Source organism: Occallatibacter gabretensis (assembly GCF_001449115.1).
GTDB lineage: Bacteria > Acidobacteriota > Terriglobia > Terriglobales > Acidobacteriaceae > Telmatobacter > Telmatobacter gabretensis.
Genome location: NZ_LAIJ01000012.1, coordinates 211,168 through 231,588, shown reverse-complemented (window position 1 = coordinate 231,588; position 20,421 = coordinate 211,168). Strand labels below are relative to the sequence as shown.

16 protein-coding genes and 2 tRNA genes are annotated in these 20,421 nt (G+C 55.7%); 12 read left to right on the top strand and 6 right to left on the bottom strand.

The window, feature by feature from the left end; translation table 11 throughout:
• Nucleotides 1-316: 316 nt before the first annotated feature.
• Entirely contained in the window at nucleotides 317-6,280 is a 5,964-nt protein-coding gene (locus VO84_RS20130) for a non-ribosomal peptide synthetase (RefSeq protein ID WP_058189575.1), read from the top strand.
• A gap of 461 nt (nucleotides 6,281-6,741) precedes the next feature.
• On the opposite strand, the gene VO84_RS20125 is transcribed toward VO84_RS20130, so the two are convergent.
• Nucleotides 6,742-6,818, bottom strand: a tRNA-Val gene (locus tag VO84_RS20125).
• A gap of 83 nt (nucleotides 6,819-6,901) precedes the next feature.
• On the opposite strand from VO84_RS20125, the gene VO84_RS20120 reads away from it, so the two are divergent.
• Both VO84_RS20120 and bshA read left to right on the top strand, forming a co-directional pair.
• Nucleotides 6,902-7,762 carry a ChbG/HpnK family deacetylase gene (locus VO84_RS20120; RefSeq protein ID WP_058189574.1) on the top strand — a complete coding sequence of 287 codons (861 nt, stop codon included), beginning with the start codon at nucleotides 6,902-6,904 and terminating at the stop codon, nucleotides 7,760-7,762.
• A gap of 69 nt (nucleotides 7,763-7,831) precedes the next feature.
• The gene (gene bshA / locus VO84_RS20115) at nucleotides 7,832-8,977 is read left to right on the top strand and encodes an N-acetyl-alpha-D-glucosaminyl L-malate synthase BshA (RefSeq protein WP_058189573.1); all 1,146 of its coding nucleotides are present in this window, start codon (nucleotides 7,832-7,834) and stop codon (nucleotides 8,975-8,977) included.
• A gap of 3 nt (nucleotides 8,978-8,980) precedes the next feature.
• Here bshA and VO84_RS20110 read toward each other — a convergent pair whose 3' ends face one another.
• Nucleotides 8,981-9,511, bottom strand: a complete 531-nt coding sequence (locus tag VO84_RS20110; RefSeq protein WP_058189572.1) for a 3-hydroxyacyl-CoA dehydrogenase NAD-binding domain-containing protein — start codon at nucleotides 9,509-9,511, stop codon at nucleotides 8,981-8,983.
• A complete protein-coding gene (locus tag VO84_RS20105) occupies nucleotides 9,512-9,694 on the bottom strand; it encodes a hypothetical protein (RefSeq protein ID WP_058189571.1) in 183 nt (60 codons plus the stop codon). It abuts the gene before it with no gap.
• Nucleotides 9,695-9,777: 83 nt separating this feature from the next.
• On the opposite strand from VO84_RS20105, the gene VO84_RS20100 reads away from it, so the two are divergent.
• Together VO84_RS20100 and VO84_RS20095 are read left to right on the top strand one after the other, a co-directional pair.
• Nucleotides 9,778-10,176, top strand: a complete 399-nt coding sequence (locus VO84_RS20100; protein WP_058189570.1) for a nuclear transport factor 2 family protein — start codon at nucleotides 9,778-9,780, stop codon at nucleotides 10,174-10,176.
• 68 nt (nucleotides 10,177-10,244) lie between these two features.
• On the top strand, nucleotides 10,245-10,994 hold the full coding sequence (locus VO84_RS20095; RefSeq protein ID WP_058189569.1) for a class I SAM-dependent methyltransferase: 750 nt from the start codon (nucleotides 10,245-10,247) through the stop codon (nucleotides 10,992-10,994).
• Here VO84_RS20095 and VO84_RS20090 read toward each other — a convergent pair.
• The gene (locus VO84_RS20090) at nucleotides 10,991-11,347 is read right to left on the bottom strand and encodes a sulfite exporter TauE/SafE family protein (RefSeq protein ID WP_231738108.1); all 357 of its coding nucleotides are present in this window, start codon (nucleotides 11,345-11,347) and stop codon (nucleotides 10,991-10,993) included. The two genes, VO84_RS20095 and VO84_RS20090, sit on opposite strands and share 4 nt — an antisense overlap.
• Before the next feature lie 577 nt (nucleotides 11,348-11,924).
• Here VO84_RS20090 and VO84_RS22670 point away from each other — a divergent pair.
• From VO84_RS22670 to VO84_RS20080, 3 genes are all read left to right on the top strand, one after another.
• Nucleotides 11,925-11,988, top strand: a tRNA-OTHER gene (locus tag VO84_RS22670).
• Between the two features lie 97 nt (nucleotides 11,989-12,085).
• Nucleotides 12,086-12,430 carry a hypothetical protein gene (locus VO84_RS22665; RefSeq protein ID WP_157440026.1) on the top strand — a complete coding sequence of 115 codons (345 nt, stop codon included), beginning with the start codon at nucleotides 12,086-12,088 and terminating at the stop codon, nucleotides 12,428-12,430.
• A gap of 161 nt (nucleotides 12,431-12,591) precedes the next feature.
• Entirely contained in the window at nucleotides 12,592-13,947 is a 1,356-nt protein-coding gene (locus VO84_RS20080) for a TROVE domain-containing protein (protein WP_058189567.1), read from the top strand.
• A gap of 87 nt (nucleotides 13,948-14,034) precedes the next feature.
• Here the strand turns inward: VO84_RS20080 and VO84_RS20075 are convergent, their stop codons facing one another.
• Nucleotides 14,035-14,781 carry an aquaporin gene (locus VO84_RS20075; RefSeq protein WP_082662226.1) on the bottom strand — a complete coding sequence of 249 codons (747 nt, stop codon included), beginning with the start codon at nucleotides 14,779-14,781 and terminating at the stop codon, nucleotides 14,035-14,037.
• Nucleotides 14,782-15,048: 267 nt separating this feature from the next.
• On the opposite strand from VO84_RS20075, the gene opgC reads away from it, so the two are divergent.
• The 4 genes from opgC (at nucleotide 15,049) to pstS (ending at nucleotide 19,659) form a co-directional block, all read left to right on the top strand.
• Entirely contained in the window at nucleotides 15,049-16,242 is a 1,194-nt protein-coding gene (opgC, locus tag VO84_RS20070) for an OpgC domain-containing protein (RefSeq protein ID WP_058189566.1), read from the top strand.
• Nucleotides 16,243-16,389: 147 nt separating this feature from the next.
• Nucleotides 16,390-17,085, top strand: coding sequence for a winged helix-turn-helix domain-containing protein (locus tag VO84_RS20065; RefSeq protein WP_058189565.1), 696 nt, complete (start codon nucleotides 16,390-16,392; stop codon nucleotides 17,083-17,085).
• A 35-nt stretch (nucleotides 17,086-17,120) separates the two neighbouring features.
• Nucleotides 17,121-18,533, top strand: a complete 1,413-nt coding sequence (locus VO84_RS20060) for a HAMP domain-containing sensor histidine kinase (RefSeq protein WP_058189564.1) — start codon at nucleotides 17,121-17,123, stop codon at nucleotides 18,531-18,533.
• A 124-nt stretch (nucleotides 18,534-18,657) separates the two neighbouring features.
• Complete coding sequence (gene pstS, locus VO84_RS20055) at nucleotides 18,658-19,659, top strand: phosphate ABC transporter substrate-binding protein PstS (RefSeq protein WP_058189563.1); 1,002 nt, start codon at nucleotides 18,658-18,660, stop codon at nucleotides 19,657-19,659.
• A gap of 49 nt (nucleotides 19,660-19,708) precedes the next feature.
• Here pstS and VO84_RS20050 read toward each other — a convergent pair whose 3' ends face one another.
• Nucleotides 19,709-20,416 (bottom strand): hypothetical protein, encoded by a 708-nt coding sequence (locus VO84_RS20050; RefSeq protein WP_058189562.1) that lies wholly within the window; start codon nucleotides 20,414-20,416, stop codon nucleotides 19,709-19,711.
• Nucleotides 20,417-20,421: the final 5 nt, after the last annotated feature.

The following is a 20,421-nucleotide window of genomic DNA, read 5'->3' as shown; positions in this document are numbered from 1 at the left end:
GCTTAGCAGAGACGTGTCAGTATAGCGCGCAACTTGGCGTTTCTGTAGCTCACATATAGTGTTAGCGCCAGCACGAAAGGTGGGAGAGGATAGCCAACTCGTAACACAAATTACATTACTGGCGACTTAGTTAATCGCTGTTACCTGTGTACTGTATTGAGATACTTTATGTTTTGATACTATCGCATCAGAAACTAGCCTTGGTTCCCCGTTCGACCGTCTTTCGCTTTCCCGGGTTTCGCCAGAATAAGCCCGAGATTTTTTGCACTCTTGCTCTCGTGGGCCCTTATTCGTAAACCTTGAGGAGAATACTTCCATGGATCTCTGCGGAAGCGCTCTCAGCGTCCGCGCGGCGCTGGATGCGGTAACTGCGCTGCAACCCGATGCTGCATTTCTTATCAGCTCTGATTCCGGAGTGTCGGTAACATTCCGGGAGCTTCGGGATCATTCGCTTTTGCTTTCAAAACTCCTCGCGCATTCCGGGATTCAGTCCGGCGACAAAGTCGCATTCCTCATGGACAATGGCCTGCTCCCTGCCCAGCTCTTCCTGGGAGCCATGTACGGCGGATTTGTTGCGGTCCCGTTAAATGTCCGTGCTGGCGCCATGCAGCTTGCCTACATGATGGACCACTGCGACGCCAAAGTTGTGTTCGTTCAATCTGAGTACCGAGAGCTATTGGGCGAGGCTCTGGCTGGCGTTCGCCGCGATATACGCATCATCGAAGCCAGCGTGGACGGTCGCTTAGCTATCGAAGATGAAGCACTCAACACTGAGATTCCATCGCTTCTAACGCCGGCACCGGCCCCCGACGACATCGCGATGCTGATGTACAGCTCTGGCAGCACGGGTAAGCCGAAAGGCGCGCTTCATACCCACAGTTCGATTCTGGCTCATGGACGAAACTCGATCATGGGGCACCAACTTTCTGCGGCTGACCGCTCTCTCCTTGTTCTGCCGCTTTATCACATCAATGCGGAATGTGTGACTCTGGTTCCAACTCTTCTGAGTGGCGGCTCCGTCGTGATTGCTCATCGGTTTGCAGTCAACCGCTTCTGGGACTGGATCGATGATTTCCGCATCACATGGTCTGCCCTGGTTCCCACCATTATTTCCGAATTAGTCAATTGGGACGACCCCGGGAAGGACCGCCGCCAGGCCGCATTTCAACGCATCCGGTTTTTTCGCTCCTCTTCTGCGCCTCTGTCTCCGTCACTGCAACAGCAGTTTCTCGATAAGTTCAATCTGCCACTGATCCAGGCAATGGGGTCCACCGAAGGTGGCAATGTTTTTTCGAATCCAGTACCTCCTGCTAAGAACAAGCTCGGATCACCCGGCCTGCCCTGGGGTTTTGAGACTCGCATCATCGATCGTGAGGGCATCGACGTGCCCCAGGGCGACCCCGGTGAAGTGCTCCTTCGCAGTCCGGCCCTGATGAAGTGCTATTACAAAGATCCTGAGGGCACAGCTGCCGTAGTCGACAGCGAAGGATGGTTGCATACAGGCGATCTCGCTCGGCAGGATGAAGACGGCTATTTCTTTGTTGTTGGTCGATCCAAGGAACTCATCATCAAAGGCGGCGTCAACATTGCACCCCGGCAGATTGACGAAGTTCTTGAATCCCACCCGGCAATCCTTGAGGCTGCGGCGGTCGGCATCCCAGACCGGTACTTTGGGGAGGAAGCTGTCGCATTTGCGGTTCTCCGCGATGGATCAACCGCTGATGAGCGCGAGTTGCTCACATTCTGTGAAACTCGTCTCGGACACTTCAAGACTCCCGCACGAATCTACTTTCTGAAGGAATTGCCGAAAGGACCCTCAGGAAAAGTACAGCGCCTTCGTCTTCTCGATCCGGAAATTCTGGCCACTGTCGCAGTCGCCACCTCAGCTGAAACAACCTCGCTTAATGACAGCAGCCTACCTGGAGATGAATCAAATGCATCCGCTGCGGCAGCCGTTGAGCAGATCATCGCAGCCGCGTGGGCTGAAGTTCTCAACGTGCCGACGGTCGACACAGAAGCAAACTTTTTCGCTCTGGGCGGCCACTCCCTGCTTGCCATTCAATGCATCTCGAAGCTCCGCACAAAGTTGCCCGTCGTCCTGACGCTCGCTGATTTCTTTGAAAACTGCACGGTGGCGGAGCAGGCTCGCCTCGTTCGGCAAAAGCTTCATGGTGCAAATGTCAAATCGGATGAGCCGGGAGCCGAGTCGTCGAACTGGGAAGAAAGTTTTCTCAGGCAATATGTTCCGCCGGCTCAGGAGTCCATCCCACATCTCAATTCCACGCTTCCTCATCCGCTCAGTCCTCTTCAGCAGCGACTCTGGTTTATGGAGAAGCTCAACCCGGATGTACCGGTTTACAACGAGTCAGAGGCTGTTCTCCTCACGGGAAACCTGAATGTCATCGCTCTGAAAAATGCCTTCAATGTCATCGTTGCGCGGCATGAGGCACTCCGCTCTACGATCGATGCAGTCGACGGAGTGCCCCACGCCGTCATTCATCAGAGCTGGCCGCCGCAATTCAGAGAATTTGACCTGAGCGAGCTTGCTCCCGCCAAACGCCAGTCTGAGCTTGATCGTCTGCTTATCGACGAACCGCGCATACCCTATAGCCTGGAAACCGTACCCGGCATTCGCGTCGCTCTTGTCCGCCTCAGTGAACACGAGCACGCTCTCATCCTGTGCATGCACCACATCATCTGCGACTGGGCCTCTGAAGGCATCCTCTGGCGCGAGTTGTCAGTGCTGTATCGCTCGTACATCAATGGAGAACAGGCAGACCTTCCAGCGCTTCCCATCACGCACCGGGATTATTCAGTCTGGAACGAGAAGCGCTTCGAGGAAACGGACTTTTCTGAAGACCTGGCCTTTTGGGAAGAGAACCTCAAAGGCGTTCCCGCACTCCTTGAGGTACCTGCTGACCGGCCTCGTCCAGCAATGGCGTCTTATCAAGGCAAGCGTGTGCGCAGAAAGCTCAGCCCGGAGCTGACAGAAGCACTGCGCGGAATCAGCCGGCGTGAAAAGACAAGCCTCTTCACGATTTTTACGGCAGCGCTCGATACGGTGCTGTATCGCTACACGGGCACCGACGATATTCTGATCGGCCTTCCTATCGGTGACCGGGATCTGCCCGAGCTGCAATCTATTATCGGGTTTCTGTTACACACTCACGTGCTGCGCACAACGCTCTCAGGAGATATCCCCTTCCGGGATCTTCTCAGCCGTGTGCAAAAAGGAGTGCTGGATCTCTACGCGCACCGCGCCGTTCCATTCGATCATGTCGTGCGCAAACTTCAGCCGGAGCGCAATCAGAGCTACTCGCCTCTCTTTCAGGTCATGCTGAACTGGCGCGACCGCGATCAGCAGCTTACCTTTATCGGCCTTGAAGGGCTGGCCATCGAATCTTTGATGGCGACTGCCGATACATGCAAGTTCGATCTCTACTTTTTCGTTACCGATGGCGGTGAGGAAGTCTGGCTGGAACTGGAATACAACACCGACATCTTCGATCAGGACCGGATCTCCCGCCTGTTGGGTCACTATCAGACTGTCCTTGAATCGGTCGTCATTGATCCCGGTATAACGGTCGGAAAGATTCCTTTGCTCACCGCCGGAGAATACGAACAAACCGTCGTCGACTGGAACCGTACTCAGATTGACTTTCACGAAGAAGAATCTCTGGATCGGCTCATCGATCAGCAAATCAGGCGTGTGCCTGAAAAAATCGCGGTTTCCTATGGAGACGAACAGCTTTCATATCGTAAGCTCGATAACCGCATTAATCAGCTCGCAAGCCACCTTCAACAGCTTGGCGTGAAACGAAATGATCTTGTAGCGATCAGCGTGGAGCGTTCGATCGACATGATCGTCGGCCTGCTCGGAATCATGCGTGCCGGCGCCGCATATCTGCCTCTCGATCCCACCTTTCCGCCGGAACGCCTCGCATTCATGCTGCAGGATGCGCAACCATCCGTCTTGCTGACGCAGGAAAAACTGCGCACGCTGCTTCCCCGTTCTCAAGCTCAAGTGGTTGCGCTCGACGCATTGTCGCTATCTGCAGATACCGTACCCAGCGTTGCCGCCGAGCACGGGCCTGAAGACTTGGCCTATGTGCTGTATACCTCCGGTTCCACTGGTACTCCCAAGGGAGTGCAGATCCAGCATCGCGCCCTCGTAAATTTCATGCTTTCCATGCAGCGCGAGCCTGGAATCACAGCCGACGATACTCTCCTGGCGATTACCACCTTGTCCTTTGACATCGCGGGCCTCGAGCTCTACCTGCCTCTCACAGTCGGCGCGCATCTGGTCATCGCACCAAATGAAGTCACACGCGATGGACAACAACTTTTGGCGCTCATGGAAAGCACGGAAACAACCATGATGCAGGCTACGCCGGCCACCTGGCGTATGCTCCTCAATACCGAATGGTACGGCGCCCCGAATCTAACAATCCTCTGCGGCGGCGAGTCCTGGAGTTCTGAGCTTGCCAGCCAGTTGCTGCCGCGGTGCAAGTCGCTGTGGAACATGTACGGGCCCACGGAGACAACAATCTGGTCGGCAACATCTCAAGTACAGGCATTAGGGGTTGTTCGTATAGGACAGCCTATCGCGAACACGTCCCTCTATGTTCTCGACCATTGCAATCAACCGGCTGCTGTCGGCGTCCCCGGAGAACTTCACATCGGCGGCCGCGGACTAGCCCTCGGATATCTTGGTCGTGCTGAACTGACCAGCCAGCGCTTCATCCCGAACAGCTTTTCTAAGCAGGACGAAAAGATATACAAGACCGGCGATCTTGTTCGCCGCTTTTCAGACGGTTCAATCGAATTCCTGGGCCGCCTCGATCACCAGATCAAACTTCGAGGCTTCAGAATTGAGCTTGGAGAGATTGAAGCCGTGCTCGGTGCCCAGCCCGGCATTAGTCAATGCGTTATCACCCTTCAGGAACTCGATTCTGGCGAGCAGCGCCTCGTTGCCCACATCGTGCCTGACGACCCCGGCAATCTTCCAAGCCTGGATGAGCTGTCGAACACGCTCAAGCTGCAGTTGCCCGCCTACATGATCCCCAGCACATTCTCCATTCTGGAGAGGATGCCGCTGACTGCGAACGGCAAAGTCGATCGCAAGGCGTTGTTAGCTCCTGTGGTAGAGACTCTTGCCGCGGAAGGCTACGAAGCTCCGCAAGGCGAAATGGAGATGGCGATAGCTTCCATCCTGGCTGAGGTGCTTCAACTGGAGCGGGTTGGACGAAAGGATAACTTCTTCAGTCTGGGCGGCCATTCCCTGCTTGTTCTCAAGGTGGTTCAGAAGATCAATAAACGGTTTGAGGTCGATCTGCGGGTCGCCGAATTCTTTCAGAACCCAACAATTCCAGGCGTGATGGAAGCGCTCAAGACGCGGGTCAAGCAAAAATCCCGGCTGATCAACCTGCGCCCGGCTCATTCCACAGGGCAGATATTCTTTATGGACGCTGCTGTTGGACTATGCCGGCTTGCGGAAGCATTCGACCCTGGGCCGGCAGTGTTTGCAACGGATATCCAGCTGGATCAGGCTATCGTCAATGCTTCGGTCGAAAATCGCGTAAAGGATCTTCCGAGCATGGAAGAATTTGCGCAGCCATGTGTAAATCTCATTCTTCAGGAACAACCCAGCGGCCCCTGTGTCCTGGTCGGACATTCATTCGGCGGCCTTCTCGCTTTTGAGGTTGCACGGCAACTTCGCTTAGCCGGAAGAAAGGTCGATGCAGTTGTAATCCTCGATACAACGGCCCCATTGTCCATTGCATATCGCCTGAAGAATCTGACTTTTTCACGGGTTAAGTCAGCAATTAAGTGGCGTATCACAAGCGCGGTGAGCCTGGTCTCCTCGAAGCTTGGAAGTGGTTCAAATGCCAATGCACCGGAACTTCCGGATGCTGTTAAAGAGGAGATTGGACATTATCAAGGCGCGCTAGTCGATTTGCCGTGGGATGTTCGTCAAAAAATTAACTGGACCGCCCGTGACCGGTATCAATGCCGCCCCGGTGCAGGAAGAGGAATTCTGGTTCGTGCCAGGGAATTGCGTCCAACTCTGCATTTCCAGAATATGGGATGGGATGGGATGTTCAGAGATGGGCTGCAGGTCGTTGACGCTGACGGAGATCACATGTCCTTGCTGGCGGAAGAAAACGTCCATGGTCTTGCAAAGGCCATTCAGAATTACCTTTCCCCGCTCATGACATTCAAGGCAATGGAAACAGCCGCTCGAGTTGAGCAAAAGGTTCCATCGCTGCGCCCTCAATGAAGCATGTCAAGTCCCTTTCAGGAAAATATTTTCTAATCCGCTGATTCTAAAGGCTAAAAAACTTCGCGCAATTTGCACATTATTTCGCGGAATCTGCCATACTCATAATCAGCAGAGGAATGTGACGGCCAGAATCCACCTTGGATTCTGGCCGTCGTGTTTATGGGAGGGGAGGGGACCCCTCCCCCACCCCTTTTCACTGGCACAGTGAACCTGATTGCCGAGGATACCCATGGCTTCTAAGCTTAGTATCTATAAACGCTGATCCTGGTCTCTAGTTCCTGGCCTCTAAGCTTCTCGGCAACTGTACAAGCTGCACAGTTGCCAAATGAAGATCGTATAAAGATTTCAATAGAAACTGTATAGATGTCCACAAACGCCACAAAATAAATAACTTCAATTTCGCCTCTGCACAGGATAACTCGCAGCAATATGCGCAACTACTGCAAAAATGGAGGGATTGGTGGGCGGTCAGGGATTCGAACCCCGGACCCCTTGCTTGTAAGGCAAGTGCTCTAACCGGCTGAGCTAACCGCCCATGAGCGGGTGGAAAGGCCGTCAGATTGCATCCAAACAGCCTTCAACCATGATACCAGCGATCACCTTGGTAGACTCACACAGATGAGTAAGTTGATCGTGAACGCGGATGACTTCGGTCTGACAAGCGGCGTCAACCGCGCTATTCTTGAGTTGCACCAGGCGGGCGTACTGACCAGCACGACGCTTATGGCGAAAGCAATGGCAACAGATGAAGCTGTCGCAATCGCAAACAGCACTCCAACGCTGGGCGTAGGATGCCATGTAGTGCTGGTGGATGGCGATCCCGTGCTACCCGCAGCGCAATTGCCCACGCTAACCGATCCGCGAACAGGGAGATTTTACCCTACCCTGGGCACGTTTCTGCGCGGGGTGGCGACGCGCAGAATCTATATGGACGAAGTCAAGGCCGAGGCGACTGCGCAGATTGCGTTGCTGCAGGAACGCGGGGTGCAGCTCACCCATGTGGACACGCACAAGCATACGCACATGATTCCCCGCGTACTGTGCCCTGTAATCCATGCGGCAAAAGCGTGCGGGATTCTCAAGGTGCGGAATCCATTTGAGCTGGCGTGGTCGATCAATGCCACTCCGAATGCGCCTTTTATCAGGCGTGCGCAGGTGCAGTTGCTGAAGCTGTTTGCCTCCCACTTTCATCGATTTGTTGCAGAGTCGGGCTTTACCACAACAGCGGGCGCGCTGGGAGTCCTGGCAACGGGTACGCTCGATGCTGCAACAGTTCGCTCGTTTGCAGCGGCGATTCCAGCAGCGAACGATGCAATATACGAACTCGTTACGCATCCGGGCTATAACGATTCCGATCTGGCGCGAGCCAACACGAGATTGCTGGCCTCGCGCGAAACAGAGCGTGAAGCTCTGGCCGCACTGAACGAATTGGCGCAACTCGAATTGATCTCATTTGCGGCACTCGCGCACAATGTATAGGGCTTCTGCATCTTTGCGCGGACCGATCGCGTCCAATCTCTTGTCAGCTTTCAAAGAAAGTTAAACCGAATGCGCATCGGCATTACCTGCTATCCCACGTATGGCGGCTCAGGAGTTGTGGCCACAGAGCTCGGCATTGAGCTGGCAGCAATGGGCCATGAAATTCACTTCATCTCTTACTCGCAACCCTTTCGGCTCACAGGGCGTAACAGCGGCATTTTTTACCATGAGGTGCCGGTTTCAAACTATCCGCTCTTTGAGTTTCCGCCCTACGATCTTGCGCTGGCCTCGCGCATGGCAGAAGTAGCAGAGTATTACGCGTTGGATCTGTTGCATGTGCACTATGCGATTCCGCACTCTGTAAGTGCTCTGCTGGCGCGACAAATGCTCAACAGCCGTGGACGCAGGCTGCCATTTGTGACCACCTTGCATGGCACGGATATCACGCTGGTAGGGCTGGATCGCGGTTATCTGCCGATTACACGCTACGCAATTGACGAGAGCGATGGCGTGACCAGCATTTCCGCATATCTGAAAGAAAAAACACTTGCAGATTTTGGCGTGAAGCGCCCGATTTCAGTAATCCCGAATTTTGTGAACTGCAATTTGTATGTCCCTATCACTGACCTCGACCAAAGAACAAAAGCGCGAAGCGCATTTGCAGAGCCGAATGAATTTCTGTTGATGCACCTGTCTAATTTCCGACCTGTCAAGCGCGTAGTAGATGTGGTGAAGGTTTTTGCGGATGTAGCACGCGAGTTTCCTGCACGGCTAATGCTTGTTGGCGATGGGCCGGACCGCTCTGCCGCGGAATGGCTGGCGCACGACCTCAAGATCCAGAACAAAATTCACTTTCTGGGCAAGCAGGAACGCGTACACGCACTGCTGCCACTAGCCGATCTGATGCTGATGCCAAGCGAAATGGAGTCATTTGGGCTGGCTGCGCTGGAAGCAATGGCGTGTAAGGTGCCGGCCATTGCCACGCGTGTGGGCGGCGTAACGGAGCTGGTTGAAGATGGCGTGAACGGGATGCTCTTCGATGTGGGCGATGTGGATGGGATGGCGGCAGGTGCAATTGCGCTGCTGAGCGATCCGGAGCGACATCAAGCCATGCGCGATGCGGCCCGGCGCACTGCACAGACGGGTTTCTGCTCGACGCTGGTGGTCCCGCAGTATGTGAAGTTTTACGAAGAAATTCTTGCAGGGACGAAGTAGCTTCTAGGAGGAAGTTACCTCCACCTGCGGAGTGAAGCCAAGGTGCTGCCAGAACTCAGCGACTAACGTAGAGACTTCCGGAAGTGTTGTTGGCGTTGTGCGAATCGTAATTACAGCGCTCCCGTTTTCGGAGCCAGGCCCGGATAGCGTACGAGGATCCACTGCTATCGCCACACATCGCTCAGGGCGATAGGTGCAAGACGCCAGGTCGACAATCGATTGGTGCAAAGTGGGCGTGGCAATGATCATCTTTGGCGGAGCCATGCGATCGAGGAGCCACAAGATTTCAAGCTTCGATTCCAGCTCGTCAGGCACGCAATCAATGGCCAGATCAGCATCACGCACGGCATCTTCGACAGCAGAGACGAGCTCGACCGAAAGCTGGTCTGTACTCATCTCAGCTGCGGCCTTTGAGGCGATAGCCAGCTTAGCTGGCATCACGTCCTCCAGCAATACGCGATAGCCGGCACGGGCGGCTGAAAGAGCGAGCCATCGCCCCAGCGGCCCGGCTCCAATAATGGCGACGGTGATCAATTATTCGGCTTCGAGTGCCTGGGCCACATCGTTCGCACTGGGCTTAGACGCACGCAGGTGGCTGTAAACGCGAGCCCGCTCTTCCGGCGAGAGCGTCGGAATGAAGGCGAGCACGCGGCGCAGCGTAACGGAAACATCGTCAATATAGTTCATCAACCGAATAGCTTCTCCGGAAAGCGGCATGGAAATATCCTCTCAATAAAAACTTTTCTTGCCTTATTGTAGGCGGCCCAGCTGGGTGGCACAAAGGGGGATACAATCGCCTCATGAATGTGTCACTCGTTGCCGTCGCCACCTCGTTTGTACGCGCAATCGGACGCCAGGATGCGGACGCGCTGGCGGAGTTGATGACGGCGGACCATCGTTTCATCGATTCGCTGGGCAACATGGTAGAAGGCCGCGAGAAGATGCGCGCTGGATGGATCAGCTATTTTCGCATGGTTCCTGATTACACCCTGGCAGTCGACGAAACCTACTCAGAAGGACCAGTAGTTCTGCTACTGGGCATGGCACAGGGAACCTATGCATCAGATGGAACGCTAAAACAGCGGGACCGCTGGCAGACTCCCGTTGTAATTCGCGCTTTTGTACAGGACGGTAAAGTGGCCGAGTGGCGGGTGTATGCGGACAACGAGCCTCTTCGCCAGCTCATGAGCAAGTCATAAGACTGCCTTATAGAAGTGCAAAACAGAATCACTTTGCCGAATGAACAGGCAAGCGCGAAACTCTAACCATGACACAGAACTGGAATGCAGAGCAGTACGGAAAAGTCGGCGCGTTTGTGCATCAGCTTGCGGGTGGAGTGGTGGAGTGGCTCGCCCCGCAGCCGGGCGAACAGATTCTGGATCTTGGCTGCGGCGATGGACAGCTGACGGCACGTCTGGCAGCTACAGGAGCAATTGTCACCGGAGTAGACGCCTCAGCAGATATGGTAGCTGCCGCAAAATCGCGTGGAATCGACGCGGTTACAGGTAGCGCTGACCATCTCCCGTTCCGGGATGCAAATTTCGATGCTGTTTTCTCAAACGCTGTGCTGCATTGGGTGCGCAATCATGAAGCGATGCTGACTGAGGTACGCCGTGTGCTGCGGCCCGGAGGACGTTTTGTTGCAGAGATGGGCGGCCACGGGAATGTCGCGGCTATCCTTACGGCGTTGGTGGCCACGCTGGCGCGGCATGATTATGCCGATGTGGAAGATGGCGTGAACTACTACCCGACGCCGGAAAGTTATCGACGGCGACTCGAACGGCATGGATTTAAGGTAGAGCGCATTGAGCTGATTCCGCGCCCTACGCTGCTAGGTGAAGGCGGCATGCAGGCGTGGCTGCGAACCTTCCGCTCCGGAGTATTAACCGCACTGCCGGAAAATCTGCGGGAGACTGTTGTTGCGGAAACCTGCGCTTTGCTCACGCCCGCTCTGCGCGATGAAGACGACAACTGGACGGCGGATTACGTGCGGCTGCGATTTATTGCTCAGGCTTAGCGTGTAAACCACATTCGCGCGCCAACCAGCACCAGCGTAACGGCAAAGATGCGACGCAGCCAAAGATCGGAAATGTGCTGTGCTCCTAGTGCGCCGAAGTATCCGCCCACTACAAATCCGAGCGCCAAGAGCAACGCAATGCGAAGATCGGCATTTCCCTTACGGTAGTACTCATAGAACGCAAGAACGCCAACAGGGGCTAACAGCGCGCCGAGCGAGGTGCCCTGTGCACGAATCTGGCTCATGCCGAAAAATGCGATAAGCGCGGGGACAAAAAGAATTCCGCCGCCGATGCCGACCACGCCGGAGACCGCTCCGACTATTACGCCTATTACGATTGCAAGCCAGGCCACGCTGCAGTCCTCCTTTGTAAAACTCGATATCAGCATACAGGCTAGTGACGGAGCTGGCTTCGGCGATGAGTGAGAGTGCATTCAGACTTAGAAAGCTATCCGGGAAGTTATATGGACTTAAGAAATAAACAACTAAAATCAGCACGAATGGACTTGCATCTTTTCTCAACCTATGGCAAAGTTATTTCTGCGTAGGAGAAAGCCCGATGATTCAAGTCACGAACAATTCGTTGGACTGGCTGGCACAGCTTGAAACAGGCTGCGTCGGTTTCCGGGCTTCGTTTGGATCCTTCCTCTAAGCCGCAAGCATTCTGATTTCTACGCAACTTGCTTGCATTTTCTCTGAGTTTGAACCAAATGTGTCAGTGCAATCGCTGAGTAGCGTGCGCTTATGGCGTTCAGCCCGAGTGGCGTAGAAGTCAGGTACATCGACTCGACAATCGACCAAAGCCCTGTCTTCGGTTGTTCCCTCGGACGACTTTTTTGTGGTCCAGATAACATTCCGGCGATGCGAAACATAGCTTCGCATCGCACAGGATTACTTTGTTTTCACTGACAACTAACTTACCGGCCGGTGGCGCAGGTTACGGATACTTCGCATGACAAGCGGGTGGTCGCAGGTTCGAATCCTGCCTTGTGTGCAAGCACAAGTAGCTCAGTGGTAGAGCACCTCATGTTCCGCAACCGACAATTCCCCGGCCGAGGCATTCCGGTTCATCCGGATTAGAAAGCATTGCCATGAGCAACACGAGTGTTAAGAACGGCACACCGGTGGGCAACGCACATCTCTGTAAGGGATGCGAGCATGGCCAGTACACCACCGGTTACCGGGAGTCGGATGTATTGGTCATTTGCACCAATTCGAGCCCTTCGCGTGTGGTCCCCTTCGTCGTCCATGAGTGCACAGATTATTGGGACAAGCACAGGCCGAGTTGGGAACAGATGGACAAGTTGGCATTGAGCTTCAGTGAAGATGCGCGCCGCAAGCCGACGCCCGGCTTCAGAGGAAGTGGATTTGCGCGTGTCATCGTAACTCCTGCAGAGGAGCCAGAGGACGAACTTGAAGAGGTTGCACGCAAATAGCTGCCGGTGGCGCAGGGTACGGATACTTCAGTCGGTAGAGCGCCGCTTATCAGCGGAAGTCGCAGGTTCGAATCCTGCCGCTGGGCTTCGGTCCAGCGTAGCTTGCCGCACCCGATTTTCCCCGGCAGATGTTTTGAATTTCATGAAAGGAGGCAGGAACAATGCGATTGAATATTTTGAAATTGGGGCACGTTTCTGCACCTCACACGTATGAGGGCGCACCTGCCCGACTGGTGACGGCGGAGCAGGCGCTACGGCGTTCGGTGCTCTCTTGCATGCTGTGGGAGGATGAGTTCTACGAGGATGGCGTGCAGATTGCAGGCCGCATTCGCGAGCTTGTGCCTCGTGTGCAGGCTCAGCAGGTCGCCGCGCTAGCAGTGGAAGCACGCGAGCAGATGAAGCTGCGCCACGTGCCGCTGTTGCTGGTGCGCGAGATGGCTCGCCATACCTCGCATCGCGCACTTGTTGCGGAGACCCTGGAGCGGGTAATTCAGCGGGCCGACGAGCTGGCCGAATTCACGGCCATTTATTGGTCTGGTGGAAAGCAGCCGCTTTCCGCGCAGGTCAAGAAGGGGCTCGCTCGCGCCTTCGGCAAGTTCGACGAGTACGCGCTGGCAAAGTATGATCGCGCTGGAGCGGTTCGTCTGCGGGATGTGCTCTTTCTCTGCCACGCGCGGCCTGCGAATGCAGAGCAGGAGTCGCTGTGGAAGCGGCTCGCCGCAAATGCGCTTACTGCGCCCAACACGTGGGAGGTTGCGCTCTCTGCAGCAGGACGCGGCGAGGGCGATAGCAAGCGTGAGACCTGGGAGCGGCTGCTCACCGGGCGCAAGCTTGGCGCGCTCGCTCTTCTGCGGAATCTCCGCAACATGCGCGAGGCTGGAGTGGATGAGGCTCTGGTGCTTGCAGCGCTGGCAGGGATGAGGGCGGAACGGGTTCTGCCCTTTCGCTTTCTATCTGCTGCGCGTCACGCTCCACAGTGGGAAGACGGGCTGGAGAATGCCATGTTCCGCTCTCTGGAGGATCGTGGCGGAGGGCTTGCGGGGCATACCTTGCTGCTGGTGGACGTATCCGGTTCGATGGATGCTGGCCTTTCCAGGCAGTCGGAGATGCGCCGTGCCGATGCTGCGTACGGGCTGGCGATTCTGCTGCGCGAGATCGCGGAGAAGATTACGATCTACACCTTCTCCGAGGACGCGAAGCTGATTCCCTCACGGCGCGGAATGGCCTTGCGGGATGCGCTCGACGGAAGCCAGCCGCATATGGGCACGTATCTCGGACGCGCGCTGAACAAGGCGATGGACGAGAGCCGTACCAGCTATGACCGTGTGGTGGTCATCACGGATGAGCAGACGCACGATCATGTGCCCGGTCCCAGCGGCAGAGGGTACGTGATCAATGTGGCCAGCTACCGGAATGGCGTTGGCTATGGCGAGTGGACACATATCGACGGCTGGAGTGAGGCAGTACTGGACTACATTGCCGCGCTTGAATCCGGCGAAACTGCCGTCATGCACTGAGTGAGAACGAAAACAACAAACAAGAACCCCGGCAGGCATAACGCTTGCCGGGGTTTGTTGTGTGACACATATGCATGCGAAGGATGCTTATGCTTCTGCCTGAAACGGGGAGGGTGCAGAGGTCGTAACTGAACTCAGAACCGGAATCTCAGTCTCAGCATCAAGCAACCTTATACGAAAGAGCAAACCGGCGAGGAGCGCGCCGAGGAATGGCGCTGCAAAGAAAAGCCAGACCTGGTTGAGCGCCTGTCCTCCAACAAAGAGCGCGGGGCCTAAGCTGCGCGCGGGGTTCACGCTGACGCCGGTAATGCGAATACCGAAGATGTGGATGACGACAAGGGTGATGCCGATGACCAGGCCTGCGAATCCTGCCGGAGCAGCCTTTTGCGTGGAACCGAGAATGGTAATGAGAAAGATAAAGGTAGCCACAAACTCAAACACGAAGGCCGCGCCTACACCATAGCCGGCCTGATAGCCAGGGCCCCAACCATCCTGCCCCAGGCCGCTTGTTGCAATGCTGTAACCGCTGAGCAGCCCGGTAGCGATAATCGAAACCACCCACGCTCCCAGGATGCCACCGAGGAATTGGCCGACCCAGTAACCCAGTAAATCCTTCAATCCCATGCGCCCGGCGGTAAAGACGCCGAGGCTTACGGCAGGGTTAATATGGCAGCCCGAGACGGGTCCAATACCATATGCTGCCGCGATCAGCCCAAAGCCAAAGGCGAATGCGATTCCTAAGACTCCTACCTTATCGCCTGCCACAACGGCCGTTCCGCAGCCAAAAAGCACCAGAATGAACGTACCTATCAGCTCTGCAAGATACTTTTTCACAATAACTCCTCCTCTTTTGTTGTGTTCATAAGGGCCATACAGACCTGACTGGCTGGTCCAACTTCGTGCGAGGCATTGCCAGTGAGATCAGAGGGCTGGCAACCGGTAAGCGTGGTATGGAGACGCAGTGTTGCAGAGCAAACGGCGCAAGTCAACAAAAAAGTAAAGCTACAGTTTCTATCTGTCGGTTTACATGTGCTGTGGAGACAACTCGTGCTTCGCGCGGACGTCTAAACAGATGAAGGACTTTACCTTGCAGGATGAGTGATGCAGCTACCTAAGCTCGAACGCCGTCCTGAACTCGATGCGTTACGCGGGCTGTTTCTTGTCTGGATGACGGTGACGCATCTGCCTACGCGATACAGCGATTTCGTCAACCAGCCGATTGGGTTTATCTCCTCTGCGGAGGGGTTTGTTTTCATCTCCGCTCTTCTGGTAGGGCGGTTATACATGCGGGATTTGCAGCTGAATCCCGCCAACGTGCGCACGCGGCTGTGGAAACGTTCGCTGAAAATCTATGGCTATCACTTATTAATGTTGGCATTTGCCTTCACGGTGATCGCGGAGATTGCGATTCACACTCACAAGGCGGCTTTGCTCAACCTGCTGGACTTCTACCTGGCCCATCCTCTGGTTGCCATCGCCGGCTCCGTGTTGCTGTTGTACTGCCCGCCGCTGCTGGACATTTTGCCAATGTATGTGACCTTCCTGTTTGTTACACCGCTGGCGTTGAGCGCGGCGGCACGGATTGGTTGGAGGTGGGTTCTCGCCGGTAGCGCAGCAGTGTGGATACTGGCTCAGTTCGGTCTACGCGACCTGGTCCATAACTGGATCGTATACGTGACGCACCTGCAGATTCCGCTGCAAGAGACTGGCGCATTCAACCTCTTTGCCTGGCAAGCGGTGTGGATTGTCGGTCTGTGGCTTGGCGCGCAATCCGCTATGAAAACGACTCCGCTCTTCAAGATTCCCGGCTGGGCGGCCACGATGGCCGGTGCGGTTTGTCTCTTCTTTATTGGAGTTCGTTTCCAGTGGCTGGGGCCGCATCTGACGTCCCAGGCGCTGGGCGTGAAACTGGACAAGTGGCAGATTGGCCCTCTACGCGTATTGAACCTGGTCGCATTTACGGTGCTGGTCTACTGGGCGCGAAAATTTCTATTGAAAATAGTATCGATCGAACCATTTCTAACGCTCGGCAAGGCTTCTCTGCGCGTCTTCTGCGCGCATATTGTTTTTGTCTTTGCGGGGTTGACCATGCTCTACGGCGACTTGAATGCCGATGGCCTCGATCAACTCCACGGCACCCCGGCAATATTGCTGCTTACGGCAACCTTCGTTTCTCTTATCTGGCTGGCTTCGAAGGAAGTACAGAACAAGCGCGCGGAGAAGCAGAGAGTGGCCAAGGAAGCCAAGGCGCTGGAAATAGAAAAACAGCTGGATCTGGCAAAAACCGGGACTTAAGCCAGATTTAGTGCCTCAGCGAAACCCGCCTTCCAGGCCAAATTCATCATACGTTTGCAATTTATTTGCCTCAATGCAGTAACCTGTTCACAATTCCGTGCGGTCTCGGCACCCAAATTGAACGGCCGCCGGCTGAGGATAATCCGGTTGAGTCAATCCGTATTTGTGCTGGAAGACGATGCAGATATTTCCCGCCTGGTGCAGCATCACCTTGAAACAGCGGGATTTGCCGTACGCCCCTATCTGACCCCCACCAACTTAATCCCTGACGCGGAGCGGCAGCCGCCCGCGCTATTTCTTCTGGACATTATGGTGCCCGGCGGCGATGGACTGGACGTGTGCCGGCGGCTGCGCAGCAACCAGGCGCTCTCCACCATTCCCATCATCTTTCTGACGGCGCGCGCGGCGGAAAACGATCGCGTGCTCGGGCTTGAACTGGGCGCGGATGACTACATTACCAAGCCGTTTGCAACGCGTGAGCTGGTGGCCCGAGTGAAAGCGGTTCTGCGGCGCTTTGAGCGGCCCACTTCTCCGTCGGTCATTCAGTTTGAGGAGGTCGTGATCGACGCCAATGCGATGCAGTTGACGGTTCGCGGCCAACTCACCACAACCACGGCCACTGAATTCCGTCTGCTCGACTACCTAGCGCGGCATCCAGGCCGTGTGTACAGCCGCGATCACCTGCTGGATGCGGTATGGGGTGATGCGCGTTTTGTGACTCCGCGGTCGGTGGATGTGTACGTGCGCCGCATTCGTGAAAAAATCGAAGTAGATCCGGAGAATCCGCGCTATTTGAAAACTGTGCGCGGAGCCGGATACCGCTTCGAGATCCCGAAAGAGTAGAGCATCTCGACCAAGAGCGACAGGAGCCGAGCCGATTGACCCGCAAAGTCTTTACCAAACTGCTGGGACTCTTTGCCCTGTTGCTGATCTTCCATACAGCGGTCATGGAGCTTGTCTTTCGGCAGATGCTTCCTGCGGGGCCGGTGGATACGTTCCATCGGCTTACCCGCGAAGCGCTTTGGAGCGGCCTGATTGCGCTGGCTGCTGCATTGCCGGTGGCGGCATGGGTAGCCTTTGGCATCACCGGGCGGTTGCGGCAGGTGGTGGAATTCGCTCATAGGATTGCCGCAGGCGACCTGACTGCGCGCCTGCGGACAGAGGATGATGAGCTTTCCTCCATGGAAGCTGCGCTGAACCAGACCGCGGAACAGCTCGGACAGAGCTTTGCAGAGATTGAAGACCGGCGCCAGGAGCTGGCGACCATGCTGAATTCCATGCAAGAAGCCGTGGTCGCAGTAACGACGGAGGGCCAGGTTCGCTGGTCGAATTCCGTAATGCAGCGCATTGCCGGCACCCAGATTCGCGTGGGCCGCTCGCTGGTGCACTCTGTACGCGACCCCGATCTGCTGGCCTGCGTGAAAGGCGCGCTTGAAACCGGCGAGGTCATGAGCGGACGGTCCAGCTCACTCAAACCCGGACGCATCTTTGAGATTAACGCCGCTCCGCTGCCCTCCGGTGGCGCGATTGCCGTGCTGCATGATGTGACGCGCGTTGAAGCAGCCGAGCGTTCGCGTCGCGATTTTATTGCCAATGTGAGCCATGAACTGCGGACGCCACTCACCTCCATTCAGGGTTACGTTGAGACACTGATCGAGGCTCCGATGGCTAGTCCGGAGACGGCGCGTGAGTTTCTCTCCGTGATTCAAAAGAATGCACGCCGCATGAGCCGACTGACGGAAGACCTTTTGGCGTTGGCCGGCGTAGAAAGTCCGGACTATAAGCTGACCCGTCAGCCGATGCGCGCGAATGCACTCGTGGCGGATGCCTTGGAGTCTCTAGGCGGTCTGATTGTGGACTCAGGCGTAGAACTGGAGAGCGCCGGCGCACCAAATGATCTGGTTCAGGTGGATCCTGACGCGATGAATCAGGTCTTTGGCAACCTAATTGAGAATGCGCTTAAGTATGGTGGGACGGGCCAGAAGATCCGTGTTGGCGCAAAGAAGATGGACACGGATGTTGAATTTTTCGTGCAGGATTTCGGACCCGGCATTGCCTCGGAACACCTGGACCGAATCTTTGAGCGCTTTTACCGGGTAGATAAAGCACGCTCGCGAGAATCGGGCGGCACGGGGCTTGGCCTGGCGATTGTGGCGCAGATTGTGCGAGCGCACGGCGGGCGCATCTGGGCGGAGAGCGAACTGGGGTCGGGTGCGACGTTCTGGTTTGCACTCCCCGTTGTCAGCTCGGCGGCATCCCTGGATACGGCATCCAAGGCAGCAAGCGCTTGATTAAGTACCTATTTTTCGAATGGCATTCAACTCCCCGTAACAATATCCTTAGAAAATCTATATGAAGTTGAGAGCGTTTCAGGAAGAATCTACTTTGAACGCTGGATCTGCAAGGGAGAGCAAGATGAAGAAGACTGGTATTGCCGTTGGTTTGTTGATGTTGGCGATGGGCGCAGCCCACGCGCAGAAGGTTACGGGAGCGGGCGCATCCTTCCCTCTACCCATTTATTCCAAATGGTTTTCTGAGTACAGCACGGCGCATCCCGGCGTGGAAGTGAACTACCAGTCGATCGGTTCCGGCGGCGGCATCACGCAGGTTACGCAGGGCAAGGTAGACTTTGGCGCTTCTGACATGCCGATGACCGATGCGCAGCTTTCCTCCTCGTCGATCAAGCTGGTGCACATTCCCACGGTGCTGGGTGCCGTGGTGCCTGTCTTCAACGTGCCGGGCGTGACTAACCTCAAGTTCTCCGGTGATGTGCTGGCCGACATTTACCTGAATAAGATCACCAACTGGAACGATTCGCGGATCGCCAAGGACAATCCGGGCGTATCACTGCCGGACAAGAAGATCATCGTGGTGCACCGCTCAGACGGCTCCGGCACGAGCTTCATTTTCACCGACTACCTGAGCAAGGTAAGCAGCGATTGGAAGGGCGGCCCGGGCTCCGGAACGTCTCCCAACTGGCCCACCGGAGTGGGTGGCAAGGGCAATGAGGGCGTGGCCGGGTTGGTGCGCCAGATGGGCGGAGCCATCGGCTACGTGGAACTGATTTACGCTCTGCAGAACAAGATCAGCTTTGGCGAAGTGAAAAACGCCTCGGGCAATTTTGTGCGCGGCTCAATTGAAGGCGTGACGGCCGCGGCTGCCAGTGTGAAGGCCATGCCGGCCGACTACCGCGTGTCCATCACCAACGCTCCAGGCGCGGATGCCTACCCGATCTCGAGCTTCACTTATCTGCTTATTCCTGTGAAATCAGTGGATCCAGCCAAGGGCAAGGTACTCAAGGATATGTTGAGCTGGATCGTGAAGTCCGGTGAGAGCGAGGCTTCGGGACTCTCCTACGCTCCGCTGCCTTCGAGCGTTGCAGAAAAGGTACTCCAGACGATCTATTCGCTCCAGTAGGACTGAGCGAAGTGGAAAGGATGAGGCCCTGCATTGCGCCGGGCCTCGTTTATTTCAGCATGGGCTTGATCAACGCGTCCCGGTCTGCAACAGAAACGGGCAGGGTAAAGTTCGCGTCGCCCTGCATTCTCTTCAGATAGAACAAGGCATAATCGCACAGCCGGAACTGGTAGCGCATGTACACCATGTAGGCCTTGCTTCCGTAAACAGGCGCGGGACGAGTTTCTGAAAGCATCCGCCGGAGATTGGGATAGGCGCTCTGGCCGGATTCAAGCAGAGCGTTTGACGCATCTTCGAGATAGAAGTTCGGTATGCCCCACATGTTGAATGTCTTCGATTGCTCAAGAGCATCGGTGAGGACGTTCGATCGCACTGCTGCCGGTATCTGCATGTAGGACTTCTCATCCAGCTTTTTCAGAAGCAGGAGCGGCAGAATGGCGTCGCCGTTTTTCTTCTCGTTGACAATGGAGGCAAGCGCCTTTGAATCGACATCCTTTCGCGTGACCAGTTCGCGATAGGCAAGGGAGTTGAATGGCTCCCGTTTGCGCGCGCTTTGCTCCTGGAGTTTACCGATGAGCGCAGCATTATCCATTGCATGGTAGGTCTGCGCGGTCTGGGCAGCCTGCTTTTCCTGTTGATCGAGCTGTGTCTTCAACTGCGTCTGCTCAGGAGTTTCCTCGCGCTTTGCCTTACTGCATCCCGCAGCGCAGAGACAGGCAAGGATCGAAATCATTCCGATTGCTGTTTGCGGTTTCACGAGTA